The sequence below is a fragment of the Luteimonas arsenica genome (genome assembly GCF_004352825.1).
GTDB classification, from domain to species: Bacteria; Pseudomonadota; Gammaproteobacteria; order Xanthomonadales; family Xanthomonadaceae; genus Luteimonas; species Luteimonas arsenica.
Genome location: NZ_SJRW01000002.1, coordinates 856247 through 874392, shown reverse-complemented (window position 1 = coordinate 874392; position 18146 = coordinate 856247). Strand labels below are relative to the sequence as shown.

15 protein-coding genes are annotated in these 18146 nt (G+C 71.5%); 7 read left to right on the top strand and 8 right to left on the bottom strand.

Features of this window, described 5'->3' with window-relative positions; genetic code table 11:
* Nucleotides 1–31: 31 nt before the first annotated feature.
* Nucleotides 32–1687, bottom strand: coding sequence for a serine hydrolase (locus E2170_RS11605; protein WP_133000793.1), 1656 nt, complete (start codon nucleotides 1685–1687; stop codon nucleotides 32–34).
* A gap of 136 nt (nucleotides 1688–1823) precedes the next feature.
* Nucleotides 1824–3950, bottom strand: coding sequence for an N-acetylmuramoyl-L-alanine amidase (locus E2170_RS13915; RefSeq protein WP_207914970.1), 2127 nt, complete (start codon nucleotides 3948–3950; stop codon nucleotides 1824–1826).
* A gap of 204 nt (nucleotides 3951–4154) precedes the next feature.
* Between E2170_RS13915 and E2170_RS11585 the strand changes: the two genes are divergently transcribed.
* Entirely contained in the window at nucleotides 4155–5075 is a 921-nt protein-coding gene (locus E2170_RS11585) for a Tle-like phospholipase domain-containing protein (RefSeq protein WP_133000792.1), read from the top strand.
* A gap of 19 nt (nucleotides 5076–5094) precedes the next feature.
* On the opposite strand, the gene E2170_RS11580 is transcribed toward E2170_RS11585, so the two are convergent.
* The gene (locus E2170_RS11580; RefSeq protein ID WP_243708154.1) at nucleotides 5095–6360 is read right to left on the bottom strand and encodes a formimidoylglutamate deiminase; all 1266 of its coding nucleotides are present in this window, start codon (nucleotides 6358–6360) and stop codon (nucleotides 5095–5097) included.
* 107 nt (nucleotides 6361–6467) lie between these two features.
* Here E2170_RS11580 and hutI point away from each other — a divergent pair, with 107 nt between their 5' ends.
* Both hutI and E2170_RS11570 read left to right on the top strand, forming a co-directional pair.
* Nucleotides 6468–7718, top strand: coding sequence for an imidazolonepropionase (hutI, locus tag E2170_RS11575; protein ID WP_133000790.1), 1251 nt, complete (start codon nucleotides 6468–6470; stop codon nucleotides 7716–7718).
* 131 nt (nucleotides 7719–7849) lie between these two features.
* Complete coding sequence (locus E2170_RS11570; protein ID WP_133000789.1) at nucleotides 7850–9070, top strand: dipeptidase; 1221 nt, start codon at nucleotides 7850–7852, stop codon at nucleotides 9068–9070.
* A gap of 145 nt (nucleotides 9071–9215) precedes the next feature.
* On the opposite strand, the gene E2170_RS11565 is transcribed toward E2170_RS11570, so the two are convergent.
* Nucleotides 9216–9407 carry a 30S ribosomal protein THX gene (locus tag E2170_RS11565; RefSeq protein WP_133000788.1) on the bottom strand — a complete coding sequence of 64 codons (192 nt, stop codon included), beginning with the start codon at nucleotides 9405–9407 and terminating at the stop codon, nucleotides 9216–9218.
* 61 nt (nucleotides 9408–9468) lie between these two features.
* Complete coding sequence (locus tag E2170_RS11560; RefSeq protein WP_425477858.1) at nucleotides 9469–9930, bottom strand: MerC domain-containing protein; 462 nt, start codon at nucleotides 9928–9930, stop codon at nucleotides 9469–9471.
* Between the two features lie 38 nt (nucleotides 9931–9968).
* Between E2170_RS11560 and E2170_RS14165 the strand changes: the two genes are divergently transcribed.
* The 3 genes from E2170_RS14165 (at nucleotide 9969) to E2170_RS11545 (ending at nucleotide 14327) form a co-directional block, all read left to right on the top strand.
* Complete coding sequence (locus E2170_RS14165) at nucleotides 9969–12242, top strand: TonB-dependent receptor (RefSeq protein ID WP_133000787.1); 2274 nt, start codon at nucleotides 9969–9971, stop codon at nucleotides 12240–12242.
* 106 nt (nucleotides 12243–12348) lie between these two features.
* Nucleotides 12349–13818, top strand: a complete 1470-nt coding sequence (locus tag E2170_RS11550) for a DNA-3-methyladenine glycosylase 2 (protein WP_133000786.1) — start codon at nucleotides 12349–12351, stop codon at nucleotides 13816–13818.
* Nucleotides 13815–14327, top strand: a complete 513-nt coding sequence (locus E2170_RS11545; RefSeq protein WP_133000785.1) for a methylated-DNA--[protein]-cysteine S-methyltransferase — start codon at nucleotides 13815–13817, stop codon at nucleotides 14325–14327. The genes E2170_RS11550 and E2170_RS11545 overlap by 4 nt, the downstream gene beginning before the upstream one ends.
* 6 nt (nucleotides 14328–14333) lie before the next feature.
* Here E2170_RS11545 and E2170_RS11540 read toward each other — a convergent pair whose 3' ends face one another.
* Nucleotides 14334–14837 (bottom strand): transcriptional repressor, encoded by a 504-nt coding sequence (locus tag E2170_RS11540; protein WP_133001187.1) that lies wholly within the window; start codon nucleotides 14835–14837, stop codon nucleotides 14334–14336.
* Between the two features lie 106 nt (nucleotides 14838–14943).
* Nucleotides 14944–16344, bottom strand: a complete 1401-nt coding sequence (gene gltX, locus E2170_RS11535; protein ID WP_133000784.1) for a glutamate--tRNA ligase — start codon at nucleotides 16342–16344, stop codon at nucleotides 14944–14946.
* Between the two features lie 234 nt (nucleotides 16345–16578).
* On the opposite strand from gltX, the gene lpxH reads away from it, so the two are divergent.
* A complete protein-coding gene (gene lpxH, locus E2170_RS11530; RefSeq protein ID WP_133000783.1) occupies nucleotides 16579–17316 on the top strand; it encodes a UDP-2,3-diacylglucosamine diphosphatase in 738 nt (245 codons plus the stop codon).
* 23 nt (nucleotides 17317–17339) lie between these two features.
* Here the strand turns inward: lpxH and E2170_RS11525 are convergent, their stop codons facing one another.
* Nucleotides 17340–18143: a ferritin-like domain-containing protein gene (locus tag E2170_RS11525; RefSeq protein WP_133000782.1), complete on the bottom strand. Its 804-nt coding sequence runs from the start codon at nucleotides 18141–18143 to the stop codon at nucleotides 17340–17342.
* Between the last annotated feature and the right edge of the window lie 3 nt (nucleotides 18144–18146).

The following is an 18146-nucleotide window of genomic DNA, read 5'->3' as shown; positions in this document are numbered from 1 at the left end:
GCCCATGGTAGGCGATGCGGCCGCCATGACCCTACTTCCGCGGGCCGCTCAGGACCTGGCCACCCTGGTGCAGGTCCAGCGACGTGACTTCGCCATCCCCGCCGCGCTTGAACACGATCTCGATGCCGTAGGCGGCCGCCTCGAAGCGGTCCTTGCCGGCGGCGTCGAGCGCGAACTCGCCCTGCCCGGTGGCCTGCGCGAACAGCCTGCCCTCGCGCGCGCGCAACGTCAGCGCGAAGCCCGGGACCAGCGGGTACTCGCCGGCATAGCCCGCAAGTTCGGTGTCCGACAGCGCCGGCCCCTGCACCACGGCGCCGTCTTCGCCCAGGCGCATGGCCGGGAGCGCGCCGCCGCCCTGCATCCAGGTGAACACGTAGCTGCCGTCGGACTTGCGCTGCGGCTTCAAAAGCGCGTCCACGACGATCGGGTAGAAGTCGCCCTCGCTGTCGTAGGACAGCTCGAATTCGGGCTGACCCTCGGCCTGCCCGAACAGCTTGCCGTCACGCTGGCGCAGGCTCATCTTCATCGCGCCCTGCAGCTGGTACTCGCCGGCCAGGGCTTCGAGCAGTTCCTGCGGCGGCGTCGCGGCCGTCCGCGGCTTGCCCAGCGGGAACGAGGCATCGACCAGGTGCAGCCCCAGGCTGCCGAGGTTGCCGACCGCGCTCCACGAGGTGTCCGACAGGATCACCACGCCGCGACCGGCTTCGCGATCGACCGAGACCAGGGACGAGAAGCCCCCCGTTCCGCCTTCGTGCATCAGCACGCTGCGGCCGGCGACCGGCACGAGCATCCAGTTCATCGCCATCGGCGGCTGCTCGCTCACGGGGCGCTGCGCCAGCTCGATCGCCGCCTGCAGCGGCGTGCCCGAGGGGTCGAGGTTGCCCTGCACGTAGCGGACCATGTCGTCGAGCGTGGCGCGCACGCCGCCGACGCCGGCAAGGTCGGTCTGGAAGTTCCATGGCGCAGCCGCAAGCCCGTTGGCCGAATGCCCGCCCGCGGCGCGCACGCCCTCGGGACGCTTCGCGACATAGGCGCCCGCCATCCCCAGCGGTTCGAACAGCTTCTGCCGGAGCAGGGTTTCGAAATCGACGCCGGCACGCCGGGCCACCGCATACGACAGCACCATCGAGGCGAAATTGGAGTACTCGAACTGCGTGCCCGGCGCGCGCGACAGGGTCACGTCGCCCAGCGACGCCAGCAGGTCCTCCGCCGTCAGGCCGGCATAGGGATCGACCAGGGTGGCGGTCGCCATCCGCGACGGCAGCGCGGGCAGGCCGCTGGTGTGGGTGACCACGTGGCGCAGCAGGATCGGCTGGCCCTCGAAGGTCGGCAACGCCGTGCCTTCGGGCAGGTAGGCGGCCAGCGGATCATCCAGCGAGGCCTTGCCCTGCACGATGAGGTCGGCGAGCAGGGTCGAGGCCATGGTCTTGCTGACCGAGCCGATCTCGAAGGCCCGGTCAGGGCCAATGCGCGCGGCGTTCTTTGGATCGGCGCAGCGGAACGCGCGCGCGACCTCGCCCTTGTCGACCACCGCCACGGCCATGCAGGCGCCGGTGCGGTCGCCAGCGAGGCGCTGGTCGACCAGGGCCTGCAGCGCGGCATCGGTGGTGGCATGTGCATGTGCGGCCCCACCGGCCAGGGCCAGCACCGCGGTGGCCGTGGCCAGGGTCAATGCATCGGTCTTCATCGTTTTCTCCTCTCCCGCGTCGGATCACTATGGACCAGACGGCCTCGGCCCTGCATGTGTGACGGTGCCGCGGCTCACAAGAGGACGGCCGGCCGGCGCATGCGTCGACCGGCCGTCGCCAGACCTGGACCTGGCTTCAGTTCGTCGTCACACCACCCTCCGGCGTCCAGTAGAAGGTCCTGCGCTCGAACTGCTGCTTGCGCCCGTTGCTGCCATGCGGCTGCTCGTCGCCCACGGGATAGCCGTGCTCGGCCTCGCGCCCGCTGTTCTCGAAGTGCGCCAGGATCGCGCCGTGGACTGCATGCGCATCGGTGGCCGGGGACCAGAGGAACAGTCCCTGCTCGAAGTACTGGAAGCGACCGCGCTGGCCACTGACCGGCGACACCGCCGCGTCGAGTTCGCCCATTTCCGCGAAGCCCCAGCGCGTCTCCGAACCGGTGGCCCAGAAACGATCGAGGATGCGGCCATGCACCGGGTGCGCGCCGGTGCGCGCGTGCCAGAGCATGATCCCGTTGGCGAACTGCTGGAAGCGCCCACCCGCCTGCGCCGCCATTTCCGCCAGGGTCGGCACGCCGAGCACGCTGCGCACGCCGCCCATGGCGTAGTACTTCTCGCCGATCTTTCCGTACGGCAGCACCTCGCAGCGCGGGATGTCGTAGCCGTCGTTGTCGCGCGCCTCGTTGTTGCCCCAGCGGCTGAGGTAGTAGGCCGAGACCCACTGGTTGGCCGGCCCCACGTCGAGATCGGTTTTGAGCCACCAGTGGTTGTAGTCGCCGCCGCTGCGGATCTCGCGGCCGGCGGACTTGCAGTACACGTAGTGGGTGCCCTGGTGCAGGGTGCCGCTCTGCGCCGTGCTGGTGGGCGAAGGGAAGCCCGGTGCCGCGGCCCAGGTGTCGACCCAGTAGGTCGGAGTCGCGGCCGGCGGCGGCGCGCCGTTGTTGATCAGCTGGTAGAAGCTCGCCCAGGGGAAGTAGCGGCCCGGGTCGTAGCGGTTCTGGTTACTGGTCAGCATCCCGTGGCCCTTGATGCGCACGCTGTCGGGGACCACGCGCCAGTAGTCGTAGCCGGGGCCCTGCCAGGCCGAGGCGCAGTTGACCGGGCGGCGCGCACAGATGCTGCGGGTCAGGCGCGCGGAGGCGTTGATCATCGCCGAGGACCAGTTGCCGGCGTCGGCGGCACGGCCGTCGTGCTCGATGCCGATGGTGTAGTGGTTGTGGTAGGCCGCGTGCCAGGCCTGGTGCTGCTCGCGCACCATCTGCGTGATCTGGCCGTCGGAGCGGCGGATGACGTAGTGCGCCGAGACGTTCGCGCTCGGGTTCTTGAACCAGGAGATCGCACTCGCGTACGAGCCCTCGATGGTGTGCATGATCACCGCGCTGGTGCCGTTGCCGGCGGTGCTGTAGTTGCTGGAATGCGCGGGGTTCCAGAGCGCCTCGCCGAAGTCGAGCGCGGCCTTGCCCACCTCGGGCACCCGCGCGGGGCTGCGCGCACCGGGCTTCGATGCGGACTGCGGCGGCACCGGGTCATCGGTGGCGGCGACCGAATCGCGGTCGAAGTCCATCTTCAGCGCGGGCGCGGCCAGCAGCGCCAGGCGCCCGGGCGCGAACGCCCGCTCCATCTCCACCGGGAGCGCCGGGACCTGGATGCCCTGCTCCCGCACGCCGCGCGCCAGCGTCTGCAGCACTTCATAGGCAAAGCTCTGCCGCGCGAAGCCCTGGATGTTGCCGTCGCCGCTGCCGTAGCCGGCATAGCGCGCCAGCGCGCCCGCCATGGCCTCGACGCCGCCGTCGCGGCTGCCGGTCGCGGGATCCTGCCGCGCGGCGCGGTCGAGCAGCGCGGCGGCGGCCAGGATGTTGGTCTCGGGATCGGCCATGACCAGGCGTTCGCTCACGCCCAGCAGCTTCGCGCCGTCGGCGACCTGGTTGGCGAAACCTTCGCCGCGGTAGAGGCCCATCACGCCGTAGGACGCCGGCACGTGCCGGTGCCCTGCGCCCGCGGGATCGGGGGCCACGTGGTTCCAGCGGGTTTCCACGTAGGCGATGGCTTCGAGCACTCCCCGCGGAATCGACGGATAGCGCTGGTAGGCGCGTTCGAACCAGGCCGGATAGTCGACCCTCTGTTCGGCCTGCGCCGCGATCGCGATCCGGCGCTCCTGCTGCAGCGCCTTCGCCTCGTCCTGCAGGTCCTGGCCCGCCATCGCGCCACCCGCCATCCCCATCGCCGCCAGCATCGTGGGCGCGATCGACAACATCGACTGCTTCATCAGACTCTCCCGTCCGGCTGTGTCCACTCCCCTGATCGCGACACTTGGCCATAGCCGCGGGTGCGCGGCCACTTGGGGTTTTCCCGAAGCCGCTCGGAAACGTGACCGCCGTCGGCGACCTCGCGGCATCCCCAGCTTGCCGCGGCCCATCCTCGGCTCAAGACTCGGGCGCAGCGACCCGTCGACACAGGGAGATCCCGCCGAATGCTCCAGCCCATCATCAACGACGCGCTGCGCGCGGCAGACAACTTCCTCCGCAACGCCCAGCAGCTGCTCAACCCCACCGCGGGCCAGGTGCCGGGTCGCGACGCGGGCTTCGACCAGTCGGTCGGCGGCGCGGAGCCGAAGTGGGACTTCGACGCGTCCATGGCCGGCATCGCCGAAGCGGTCTATCTCCGCCAGGACGCGCCCGGCTGGCAGCGCATGGGCGATGGCGAGCTCGCCGCCGCCGGCATCGATCCCGGCCTGCAGTACCGCAACGGCATGGAGGCCGGCATCTACACCGACGGCCACGGGCACTACGTGGTGGCCTATGCCGGCAACAACACCGGCGGCGTGGAAGACGTGGGCACGGTCATCGCGCAGGCGGCGGGCTTCCAGACCCACCAGTACGACAATGCCGTCGCCCTCGCGCACCAGGCCGAGAACGCCTTCGGCGGCGACAACGTCGTCTACACCGGCCACTCCCTGGGCGGCGGCCTGGCTTCGCTGGCCGCGGCGGCCACGGGCAGTTCGGCGGTCACCTTCAACGGCCAGGGCGTCCACGACAACGTGCTGCGCCAGCATGGCCTGGATCCGGTGGTCGCGCGGCACCGCGCCGACCAGGGGCAGATGCGCCACTACAGCATCGACGGCGACTACGCGACCGGCGTGCAGCGACAGATCCCGGTGCTGGACATGCTGCCCAACCAGCTCGGCACCCATATCCAGTTCAGCAATCCCGCCGGCCTGGCGGGGGTGCTCGATGCCCATCCCATCGGCCCGGTGAAGGCGGCGGTCGAACAGCGTGCCGACTACCGGCACGAGTTCACCGACCCGGTCGAGCGCGTGCTGCAGGAGGTCTATTCGGCAGTGACCTCGGTGGTCGCCAACCTCTGGCGTGCGGTGGCGCCACCGATCGTCTGACCGGGCGGCCGGCGGCGGCTCAGCCGTCGGCCAGCAGCCTGTCCATCGCTTCGCGGTAGCGCGCGAGCACGGCCTCGCGCTCGGCGTGGCGACCGTCTGACACCACGCGCCGGCCGGCCACGTCCACGTCGCGCACCGCGCCGCGGTTGCCGCTGAAGATCCAGCGGTCGACCACGTCGCCGGCCGTGGCACCGGCCAGCAGCGGCGAACCCGCATCGAGCACCACCGCATCACCGCTGCCGTCGAAGCCCGTCGAATCGGCAGCGCTGGCCAGCACGCCGCGCAGCAGGGTTTCGCCGACGCTGGGCGAACCGGGCGACACGGCGATGTTGCGGTGGCGCGTCACCAGCCGCTGGCCGTACTCCAGCCAGCGCAGTTCCTCCACCGGCGACACCGAGATGTGCGAGTCCGAGCCGATACCCCAGGCGCCGCCGGCATCCAGGAAGTCGCACAGCCGGAACAGGCCGTCGCCGAGGTTGGCCTCGGTGGTCGGGCAGATGGCGACGGTGGGGCCGCTTTTCGCGATGCCCGCGACTTCCCAGTCGTTGAGGTGGGTGGCGTGCACCAGGGTCCAGCGCGCATCGACCTCGGCGTTCTGCAGCAGCCATTCCACCGGGCGGCGGTCGCGGATGGCGAGGCAGTCCTGCACCTCGCCCACCTGTTCGGAGATGTGGACGTGGATGCGCGCGTCGGCCGGCAGCGCGGCCAGCACCTCGCGCATCGCCTCGGGCGGCACCGCGCGCAGGCTGTGCAGGGCGCAGCCGACGCGGAGCAGCTCGTCGCCGGCTTCGGCACGCAGGGTCTCGAACAGGCGCAGGTAGCCGTCCACGTCGTGGCCAAAGCGCTTCTGGCGCTCGCCCAGCGGGCGGCCGTCGAAGCCGCCGGTCATGTACAGCACCGGCAGCAGGGTCAGGCGGATGCCGGTGTCGCGGGCGGCGGCGATCAGCGCGCGCGACATCGCCGCGGGATCGTCGTAGGGACGGCCATCGGGCGCGTGGTGGACGTAGTGGAACTCGCAGACGCGGGTGTAGCCGGCTTCCAGCATCTCGACGTAGAGCTGGCTGGCGACCGCATGCAGCAGCTCGGGATCGAAACGCGCGGCCATCCGGTACATGGTCTCGCGCCAGGTCCAGAACGAGTCCGAGGGATTCATCTGCCGCTCCGCCAGGCCGGCCATGGCGCGCTGGAAGGCGTGCGAATGCAGGTTGGCGATGCCGGGCAGCCGCCAGCCGCCATCGACCTGGGAGACAAGGGGGACGGCGTCCACGGGGGCGTTCGCGGGCATGGCGGGGCGTTCCGGCATCGGGGTGCGATAGGCTACCGCGTCGACGCCAGACGAGGTTCGATCCATGCCGCACACGCCCCGCCCCGCCCTTCCGGGAGCCCCGACCGATGGCCGCTGAGCGCTGGGATGGTCTGCTGCTGGACGCGCGGCTGGCGACGCTGGACGACAGCCAGAGTGACGGCGCGTCCGCTGGCGGCGCCGGCTACGGCCTGGTCGAGGACGGTGCGCTGGGCTGGCGCGACGGGCGGATCGTGTTCGCCGGCGCCATCGGCGACCTGCCCGGCGCCGCTGAGGATCTTGCGGACGAGGTGAACGATGCCGGCGGCGACCTGGTGACGCCCGGCCTCATCGATTGCCACACCCACCTCGTCTTCGCCGGCGACCGCGCCGCGGAGTTCGAACAGCGCCTGATGGGCGCCAGCTACGAGGACATCGCGCGCGCGGGCGGCGGCATCGTGTCCAGCGTGCGCGCTACCCGCGCGGCTTCCGAAGACGCGCTGCTCGCGCAGTCGCTGCCGCGCGCGCGCGCCCTGGTCGCCGACGGCGCGACCACGCTCGAGGTGAAGTCCGGCTACGGCCTGGACTTCGACAACGAACGCAAGATGCTGCGCACCGCGCGCGCGCTGGGCGACACGCTCGGCGTTCCGGTGCGCACCAGCTTCCTCGGCGCGCATGCGCTGCCGCCGGAGTTCGCCGGCAACGCCGACGGCTACATCGACGCCGTCGTCGAATGGCTGCCGCGCCTGCACGCCGAAGGCCTGGTCGACGCGGTCGACGCCTTCTGCGAGCGCATCGGCTTCAGCCATGCGCAGACCCGGCGCGTGTTCGAAGCGGCGCGCGCGCTCGGTCTGCCGGTGAAGCTGCACGCCGACCAGCTCAGCGACGGCGAAGGCGCCGCCCTGGTCGCGGAATTCGGCGGCCTGTCCGCCGACCACGTCGAGCACACCACGGCCGAAGGCGTGCGCGCAATGGCCGAGGCCGGCACCGTCGCCGTGCTGCTGCCCGGCGCCTTCCACGTGCTGCGCGAGACGAAGCTGCCGCCGATCGAGGCCTTCCGCGAGGCCGGCGTGGCCATGGCCGTGGCCACCGACTGCAACCCCGGCACCTCGCCGCTGATGTCGCTGCGCCAGGCGATGCAGCTGGCCTGCACACACTTCCGCCTGACGCCGGTCGAAGCCCTGCGCGGCGCCACCGTGCACGCCGCGCGCGCGCTCGGCCTCGACGACCGCGGCGCGCTGCGCCCGGGCCTGCGCGCGGACTTCGTGCGCTGGCGCGTGCGCGAGCCGGCGGCGCTGTGCTACTGGCTGGGCGGAGAATTGGTGGACTCGGTGTTTTCCGGCGGCAACCGGGTCGCATGAGAACGGTCGCTCCCGCAGCGGGAATCCCGTCCGCCACGATCGTCCACGCAGCCCTGTCCCGGCCCCGCGCCAACTCCCTTCGGCGCGGCTCCGGCCGCGACGCGCCGCCCCTCGAACCACGGAGCCCTCGAATGTCCCGACTCCCGCGCCGTAACGCCCTCGCCTTCGCCCTCGCCGCGCTGTCGGCGCTTCCCGCCGCAGCGCTGGCCCAGGCCACCGATGCCGCCCGCGCGCTGGCCGCCGACGCCGTGATCGTCGACACCCATATCGACGCGCCCGGCGTGCTCGTCTCGCGCTGGGCCGACCTCGGCGAAGCCTCGCCCGACCGCGAGTTCGACTACCCGCGCGCCCGCGAAGGCGGCCTGGACGTCGCCTTCATGTCGATCTACACCTCGGCGCGCCAGGACGAGTCCGGCACCGCCTGGCAGGCTGCCAACGCGCAGATCGACGCGATCGAAGCCCTGGCAGCGCGCCATCCCGACCGCTTCGCCATCCTCACCTCACCGCGCGACGTGGAGCGCCTGCTCGAAGGCGGCCGCGTGCTGCTGCCACTGGGCATGGAGAACGGCGCGCCGATCGGCGACGACCTCTCGCAGCTCGCGTTCTTCCACCAGCGCGGCGTCCGCTACATCACCCTCGCGCACAGCGGCAACAACCGCATCGCCGACTCCTCGTACACGGTGGAGAAGCGCTGGAAGGGCCTGAGCCCCTTCGGCCGCGAGGTCATCGCCGAGATGAACCGGCTGGGGATCATGGTCGACGTCTCGCACGTTTCCGACGACGCCGTGCGCCAGGCGGTGGAGCTCAGCCGCGTGCCGGTGATCGCCAGCCATTCGGCGCTGCGCCATTTCACGCCCGACTTCGAGCGCAACCTGAGCGACGAGCTGGCGAAGCTGATCGCCGCGAAGGGCGGCGTGGTGCAGATCCCCTTCGGCACCGCCTTCGTGAACCCGCAAGCCGCGGCCAATACCCGCGACTGGTTCCGCGAATCCCTGGCCTTCGACCGCCGCAGCGCCGAGCGCGTCGCCGCCGGCGAACCGGCGCTGGACCGCAAGGCCTTCGAGGCGCAGTGGGAGAAGGACCACCCGAAGGTGGAAGCGCCGATCAGCGACGTGCTCGACCAGATCGACTATGCAGTGAAGCTGATCGGCGTCGACCACGTCGGCATCGGCTCGGACTTCGACGGCGTCGACGGCGAACTGCCCGAAGGCCTGCGCACCGTGGCCGACTTCCCGAACTTCATCGCCGGCCTGCAGGCCCGCGGGCATTCGGACGAGGACATCCGCAAGATCCTGGGCGGCAACCTGCTGCGGGTGTGGGCGGAGATCGAAGCGGGGGCGGAGCAGCACTGAGACCTGGTGCGGCCGGAGGGCGGCCACTGCCACTCCCGCAGCCTGGAAACACAACCTTCTGGAACGACGAAGCCCCGCTCTCGCGGGGCTTCGTTGCGACCGTGCCCGCGGCCGTGGCCGCTGCATCGGCAACCGTTCGCCAGACTCAATCCTTGGCGACAGTCTTCTTCGCCACGACCTTCTTCGCCGGTGCCTTGGCCGCGCTCTTGGCAGCGGCCTTCTTCGCGACCGGCGCCGCGGCCGAGCCGGTCGCCTTGGAAGTGGCCTGGCTGCGGGCGTTGCCGTAGCTGGAGTTGTAGCGCTTGCCCTTGGCCGTCTTGCGGTCGCCCTTGCCCATCTGTTGCTCCTGGATTTTCGTGTTCGTCAGGCGTGCCCATGCACGCCACAGGGCGCGAATCCTAGCACGGGTGCGGGTTTCCCGCCGCCTGGCGGACCGTGGCGGCGTGGGTCAGGCGCAGGTTCACCAGGTGCGCACCGGCGATCGCCAGCCCGCCGGCGGTCATCAGGGCCGCGTGCAGCAGACCATGGTCGTGCAGTGGGCTGAACGCGCCCAGCCAGACCAAGGCCAGGCCCGGCACCAGCAGCATCCACGCGCGGAACGCGCGATGGCGGCGGTAACCGATGGCCAGCGTGGTGATACCCAGCAGGGTGGCGAAGACCGTCACCGCCTGGTCGATGTCCACCCAGCCCCCCAACGACAGCCCGAGCGCAGGCATCAGCGCCAGCGCCAGCGGTAGCAGCGCGCAGTGCAGCGCACACAGGAACGACGCCGCGAAACCGATCCGGTCCGCTCGATTGAGGTTGCGCGATGAGGCCATGACTTTCGTGGGGGTGGCGTCGAAGTTGAAACAGTATAACATTTCATTCAACGCCACACCACAAGCCGGCCCCGAGAACGATGACCCAGCCCTCGCACAGCACCACCCGCCACCCCGCACGCCCCGCCCTGCTCACGGGCGCCATCCTCCTGGCCCTGGCCACGTCCCTGCCGGCCCTGGCCCAGGACCAGGCCCAGCCGCCCCCGAGCCATGACCATCACGTCACCGACCTCGACGCCCTCACCGTCCGCGCCAATCCCCTCGCCCGCACCGCCGAGGACCTGGCCCGACCGGTCGCGGTGCTCGCCGGCGAGCGCCTGGACGAAGCCAAGGCCAACTCCATCGGCGAAACCGTCTCGCGCCTGCCCGGCGTGCAGTCTTCGTTCTTCGGCGCCGGCGTCGGCCGCCCGGTCATCCGCGGACTGGACGGCGCGCGCGTGCAGGTGCTCAGCGATGGCCTCGCCGCCGGCGACGTGTCCACGGTCAGCGTCGACCACGCGGTGAGCATCGAACCCTTCCTCGCCAACCAGATCGAGGTGCTGAAGGGCCCGGCCAGCCTGCTGTATGGCAACGGTGCCATCGGCGGCGCGGTCAACGTGGTCGACGGGCGCATCCCCGAGGCCGCCACCTCGCGCCCGCTGGAAGGTCGCGCCGAACTGCGCGCGGGCAGCGTCAACGACGAGCGCACCGGGATGATGCGGCTGGACGGCACCTCGGCCTCCGGCCGGATGGTGTTCCACATCGATGCCCTGCACCGCGAAACCGGCGACGTCGACATCCCCGGCTACGCCGAAAGCGCGGCGCTGCGCGATGCCCACGGCCATGACGTCCACGATCATGACCATGACCACGACGAAGGCGACCACGAGGACGCCCGCGGCACCCTGCCCAACAGCTTCGTGCGCACCGACAGCGGCGCGCTGGGCCTGTCCTGGGTCGGCGACCGCGGCTTCATCGGCGTCGGCCAGAGCCTGTTCAACACGCGCTACGGCGTGCCCGGCCATGTCCACGCCGAGGACGACCACGGCCACGGTCACGACGACCACGACCATGACCACGACCATGACGATCATGGCCATGACCATGAGGATCACGACGCCCACGACCACGCCGTCCGCATCGTGATGGACCAGCGGCGCACCGAAGTGCGCGGCGGCCTCGACGACATCGGCCCCTTCCAGAGCCTGCGCGCCCGGGTCGCACGCACCGACTACACCCACACCGAATACGAAGGCGAAGAAGTCGGCACCGTGTTCGACAACGAGACCCTCGAGGGCCGGCTGGAGCTGGCGCACCGGCCGCTGGGCGGCTGGGAGGGCGCGTTCGGCCTGCAGTGGACGCAGCGCGACTTCGCCGCGGTCGGCGACGAAGCCTTCGTCCCGGACTCCGAGTCCCGCGACGCCGGCCTGTTCTGGATCGGCGAACGCGACTTCGGCGCGGTGAACCTCGAACTCGGCCTGCGCCACGACCGCAACCGCATCTACATCGCCGAAGACGCCGGCCCCTCGCGCGACTTCGATACCACCAGCCTGTCGCTGGCCTCGCGCTGGGACCTGAACCCCGACGTGCACCTGTCGTTCGGCCTCGACCGCGCGCAGCGCTCGCCCACCGCGGAAGAGCTGTATTCGAACGGCCTGCACGTGGCGACGCAGAGCCACGAGTTCGGCGATTCCGGGCTGGACGTGGAGACCGCGAACCGCGCCGAGGTCGGCCTGCACTGGCACCGCGGCCCGCTGCGCCTGGAAGCCTCGCTCTACCACGTGCGCTTCAACGACTTCATCTACCTGGCCGATACCGGCATCGTGGACGGCGGCCTGGACGTGCGCGTCTGGAACCAGGCCGACGCGCGTTTCACCGGCGGCGAGCTGGAAGCCGAGTGGACCTTCCTCGACAACGGCAGCGGCACCTGGAGCATGCGCGCCTTCGGCGACGTGGTGCGCGGCAAGCTCACGGGCAATGGCACGCGCGAGGTCGAGGTGTCGGTGCCGCACGGCGACCACGCGCACCACTACGTCGCCGAGCTGGCGCTGGACGGCAACCTGCCGAGGATCGCGCCCTCGCGCGTGGGCGGCGAGCTGCGCTGGGCGAGCGACCACTGGCGCGCCGGCCTCGGCGCGGTGCGCTATGCCCGCCAGGACGATGTCGCCGAACACGAAACCGCCACGCCCGGCCATACCCTGGTGCACGCGAACCTCGCCTGGCACATGGACACCGCCGGTGGCAGCGCGGTGGAGCTGTTCCTCAACGGCACCAACCTGCTCGACAAGGAGGCGCGCGTGCACACCTCCTTCCTCAAGGACCTCGCGCCGCTGGCCGGCCGCGGCGTGAGCGCCGGCGTGCGCGTGCTGTTCTAGGCCCCGCACGGGATCATGGGGGCCGGCGCAGCGCGCGCCGGCCCGCTTCCGTGTCCATGTCCGAAAACGGCGAGTCATGGCCCGGCGCCGGTGCTAGCCTGCGTCCATGCCCCAGCCCGCCCTGCCACCGCCGGAAACCTGCGACCAGGCGCGCCGCAGCCGCGATCCGCGCTTCGACGGCCTGTTCTTCACCGCCGTCCACAGCACGCGCATCTACTGCCGCCCGGTCTGCCCGGCGCCGTATGCCAGGCGCGTGAGCTACTACGCCAACGCCGCCGCCGCGGAAGCCGCCGGCTACCGGCCCTGCCTGCGCTGCCGCCCGGAGCTGTCGCCGTCCGACGGTGCCTGGCGCCGCGGTGACGCCGCGATCGCGCGTGCGCTGAAGCTGATCGACCAGGGCGTACTGGCGGATGCACCGCTGTCGGCGCTGGCCGGGCGCGTCGGCGTTGGCGAGCGCCAGCTGCGGCGGCTGTTCGTGGAGCGCCTGGGCGCACCGCCGATCGGTGTCCACGGCACCCGCCGGCTGCTGTTCGCCAAGCAGCTGCTGACCGAGACGCCGCTGCCGATCACCGAGGTCGCCATGGCCGCCGGCTTCGGCAGCCTGCGGCGCTTCAACGCCGCCTTCCAGGACGCCTACCGCATGGCCCCGCGCGACCTGCGCCGGCAGCCCGGCGCTGCGGTGCGCGGCGGCGGCGACACCCTCACGCTGCGCCTGGGCTACCGCCCGCCCTGCGATTTCACGGCGATGCTGGCGTTCCTGCGCGGGCGCGCCCTGCCCGGCGTCGAAGTCGTGGACGAGGCGAGCTATTCGCGGGTCATCGCCGGCGCCGACGGCGGCCACGGCTGGCTGCGCGTCTCCGCATGGCCGGGCGAGCACGCGCTGAAGCTGGAGCTGCACGCACCGCTGGCCTCGCAGCTGCTGGACGTGGTGCAGCGGCTGCGGCGGATGTTCGACCTCGATGCCGATCCGGACGCGATCGCGGCCACGCTGTCCGCGGATGCGCGGCTGCGGCCTCTCCTGCGCCGGCGGCCCGGCCTGCGCCTGCCCAGCGGCTGGGACGGCTTCGAGATCGCGGTACGCGCGGTGCTCGGCCAGCAGGTGAGCGTGGCCGCTGCGCGCACGCTCGCCGCGCGCCTGTCGCAGCGCTACGGCGAACCGTTGGCGACACCCTTCGGCGAAGGCCTGGACCACCTGTTCCCCACTCCCGCGGCGCTGGCCGACGCCGACCTGCAGTCGATCGGCCTGACCCGCGCCCGCGCCGCCACCGTGCGCACCGTCGCCCAGGCACTGCTCGACGGCCGCGTCGACTTCCGCCCCGAACGCACCCTGGACGACTTCAGCGCGCGCTGGATGGCGCTGCCCGGCATCGGCGCCTGGACCGCGCAGTACATCGCGATGCGCGCGCTGGGACATCCCGATGCCTTCCCGGCCGGCGACCTGGTGCTGCGCAAGGCGCTGGCCGGGGCAGGCGACGGCCCGCTGCCCACGGAAAAAACCGTCGCGGCGCGCGCCGAGGCCTGGCGGCCCTGGCGCGCCTACGCGGTGATCCATCTCTGGAAGGACATGAGCCCATGAACACGAGCACCATCTTCACGCGCATGGACAGCCCGATCGGCGTCCTGACCCTGGCCGCGGACGGCGAAGGCCTGCGCCGCATCGACTTCCCGCCGCCGCGACCGCCGCCGGCCGGCGAAGCCTGGATCGAGGGTGACAGCGAGGTGCTGCGGGAAACGCGACGGCAGCTGGAGGAATATTTCGCCGGCAGCCGCCGCGACTTCGACCTGCCGCTCTCGCCGCGCGGCACCGGGTTCCAGCGCAGGGTATGGACCACGCTCGCCGCGATTCCCTACGGCACGACCTGGAGCTATCGCGACCTCGCGCAGCGCCTGGGCAAGCCTTCGGCCACGCGCGCGGTCGGCGCCGCCAACGGTCGCAACCCGCTGCCCATCGTGCTGCCCTGCCACCGGGTGATCGGCGCGGACGGTTCGCTCACAGGCTTCGGCGGCGGGCTGCCGACCAAGGCTTTCCTGCTGCGGCTGGAAGGTTCGCTGCCCGCGGCCAGCGAGGGCCTGTTCCCGGCCTGATCGCGCTCAGGCGCCGGTGCTTTCCGCCGCGCACTCCGCGCAGGTGCCGTGCACTTCGAGCGTCTGCGCCCGCGGCGTGAAGCCGAGCTCGCGCGCGCGCTCGTCCAGCGCCGCCACGATCTTGCTGTCCTCCAGCTCGACCGCCGCGTGGCAGCTGTCGCAGATCAGGAACGGCACCGAGTGCTGCGCGGTGCTGGGGTGGTGGCAGGCGACGAAGGCGTTGACCGACTGCAGCTTGTGGATGAAGCCGTTGGCGAGCAGGAAGTCGAGCGCGCGGTAGACCGTCGGCGGTGCCGCCGCGCCCGGGCCGTCGCCCTCGCGCACGCGATCCAGCAGGTCGTAGGCCTTGATCGGCTGCTCGGCCTCGGCGATGAGGCCGAGCACGCTGGCGCGGATCGGCGTCAGCCGCAGACGACGGTCGCGGCAGGCACGCTCCACCGCGTCCACGAAGGCGGGGCCGTCGTGGACGTGGTGCTTGGGGTCGGTGCAGGCGTGCGCATGCGCGGTCATGCCCTTGATGATGGTGCCGAACGAAGCGGGACTCAAGCCGCGCCGTCACCGCAAACCGCAGCGATGGGGCCGCGATGGCCATTCCGGCAGGCCGTGGCTCCCGCGGTCAGGCGCCTGCCAGGGCGATCGCGGCGTCGATGCGCTCCAGTGCCTCGTCGCGCCCGGCCAGGTAGACGGTGTGCGCGATGTCCGGGCTGACCTGGGTGCCGGTGATCGCCACTCGCAGCGGCTGCGCGACCTTGCCCATGCCCAGCCCGAGCGCTTCGGCGGTGGCGTGCAGGGCCTCGCCGATCGCCTCCACCTTCCAGTCGGCCAGCGCCTCCAGGCGCGCGCGCGCGTCGGCCAGCGGCGCCGCGGCCTCGGGCTTGAGGTGCTTGGCCACGGCCTTGTCGTCGTACTCCGTGAGCGGCCGGTACCAGACCGCGGCGCGCTCGGCCATGTCCTTCAGCGTCTGCACGCGGTCGCGCAGGGCGATGACGACGTCGGCCGGCGCCGGGCCCGCGGCGAGGTCGCAGCCGGCGGCCTGCAGGTGCCATTCCAGGTGCTTCGCCACGTCGGCCGGGGCGTCTTCCTTCAGGTACTGCTGGTTGAGCCAGCCGAGCTTGGCCGGATCCAGGCGCGAGGCCTTGGCGTTGACGTCCTTGAGGTCGAACAGCGCCTTCATCTCCCCGATCGAGAAGATCTCCTGGTCGCCGTGCGACCAGCCCAGGCGCACCAGGTAGTTCAGCAGCGCGTGCGGCAGGTAGCCGGCGTCGCGGTACTGCATGACGTCGGCGGCGCCGGTGCGCTTGCTGAGCTTGGCGCCCTGCTCGTCGAGGATCATCGGCAGGTGCGAGAACGCGGGCACCTGCGCGCCCAGCGCGCGGTAGATGTTGATCTGGCGCGGGGTGTTGTTGACGTGGTCGTCGCCGCGGACGACGTCGGTGATGCCCATGTCGAGGTCGTCGACGACGACGGCGAAGTTGTAGGTCGGGTAGCCGTCGGGGCGGAAGATCACCAGGTCGTCGAGCTCGGTGTTGCTGATCTCGATGCGGCCCTTGACCTTGTCGTCCCAGGCGACGACGCCGTCGAGCGGGTTCTTCAGGCGGATGACGCGGTTGGGGTCGTCGCGGTACGGGGCGCCCTGGTCGCGGTAGGCGCCGTTGTAGCGCGGCTTGTCGCCGGCGGCCATGGCGGCCTCGCGCATGGCGTCGAGCTCGTCCTTCGACTCGTAGGCGTAGTAGGCGTGGCCGGAAGCGACCAGCTGCTCCGCCACTTCGCGGTACCTGTCCACGCGGTCGGTCTGGTAGACGGGACCTTCGTCGTAGTCGAGACCGAGCCAGTCCATGGCCTCGAGGATGGCGTCGATCGCGGCCTGGGTGCTGCGCTCGCGGTCGGTGTCCTCGATGCGGAGGATGAACTGGCCGCCGCGGCGGCGGGCTTCGAGCCAGCAGTACAGGGCGGTGCGGGCGCCGCCGATATGCAGGTAGCCGGTGGGGCTGGGGGCGAAGCGGGTGCGGCAGGTCATGGCGGCGGCGGCTGGCTTGGGTGAATCGGGGATTTTAGCCGGTCGTCGCCGGGTGGAGGGTTGGTGGGGCACTCCGTGGGCTGTCCCGCTGCGCGGGCCTTTATGCCCACTGCGTGCCCCACCAACCCTCCATGCGGATCGCCGCGGCGGGTCGTGGGACGGCAAGAACGTCGGCGTGCGCGCGTCCACACGCTGCGTGAAGCGGTGGCTTCGGCGGGCCTCTACAATCCGGCGATGACCATTCTTTTCATCTCCGATCTTCACCTCGACCCTGCGCGCCCGGAGATCACCCGGCTGTTCGGGGAGTTCATCGACGGCGAAGCGCGCGGCGCCGAAGCGCTGTACATCCTCGGCGACCTGTTCGAGGCCTGGGTGGGCGATGACGACCCCTCGGACACCGGGGCGTTCGTGGCGGAGCGGCTGGCGGCGCTGGCGGCCGGCGGCGTGCCGGTGCATTTCATGCACGGCAACCGCGACTTCCTGCTGGGCGCGGACTATGCGCGCCGGGCGGGCATGACGCCGCTGGAGGATCCGACGGTGGTCGAGCTGCATGGCCGCCGTGCGCTGCTGATGCATGGCGACACGCTGTGCACCGACGACGTGGCCTACCAGCAGTTCCGTGCGCAAACGCGGAACCCGGCGTGGCAAAAGCAGTTCCTGGCCCAGCCGCTGGCGGCACGGCAGGCCTTCGCGCAGCAGGCGCGCGCGGCCAGCCAGGCGCGGCAGGGGGAGCTGCGGGATGCGGGAAAGATGGAAACGATCACCGACGTCGCGCCCACGGCGGTGGACGCGGCGTTCCGCGAACATGGCGTGGACCTGCTGATCCATGGCCATACCCACCGGCCGGCCGTGCACACATTGGACGTCGATGGCCGTGGACGCACGCGGGTGGTGCTGGGCGACTGGTACGCGCAGGGCTCGGTGCTGCGCGTGGACGCCGGCGGCATGAAACTGGAGCACCTCGCTCCCTGACCGGAGCGCATCGTGGGGGCGGCTCAGGCTGAGAGCTGCTGCAGCGCCGCCAGTTCGTCGTCGCTGAAGCCCGCGGCGCTGCGGGCGTCGATGTTGAACGGTCCGTGCAGCACGGCGCGTGCGTATTCGGCCAGCAGCTCGCGGAAGCGCGGCTCCGGATCGACACCGGCGCGCACGCAGCACCAGCGGAACCAGCGGCTGCCGGCGGCGACATGCGCCACTTCCTCGTCCAGGATCACTTCCAGGATGTCGGCGGTGGCATCGTCCTGCCCGCGCAGGCGCACGATCATCCCCGGCGTCACGTCCAGCCCGCGCGCCTCCAGCACCCGTGGCACCAGGGCCATGCGCGCCAGCGCGTCGTGCGCGGTCTTCTCCGCCATTTCCCACAGACCGTTGTGGGCGTCGAAGTCGCCGTAGTCGAAGCCCATCGACTGCAATCGCGTCCGCAGCAGGGTGAAGTGGCGCGCCTCGTCGTCGGCCACGGCCACCCAGTCGGCGTAGTACTGCGCGGGCATGCCGCGGAAACGGTAGACCGCGTCCCATCCGAGGTCGATGGCGTTGAACTCGATGTGGGCGATGGCATGGATGAAGGCGGCGCGGCCCTCGTCGCTGCCGAAGCCGCGGCGCGGCAGTTCGCGCGGATGCACCAGGCGTGGGCGCGCGGGCCGGCCGGGCATGCGGATCGGTTCGGGCGGCGGTGCGCCGGCTTCGATCACCAGCTCACCGCGGCGGAAGGCGGCGGCGGCGGCGTGCGTCGCGGCCACCTTGTCTTCGGGCGTCGCCGCGGCGAGGCAGTCGCGCGCGGCGTCGAACAGCGAACCCGCCACCGG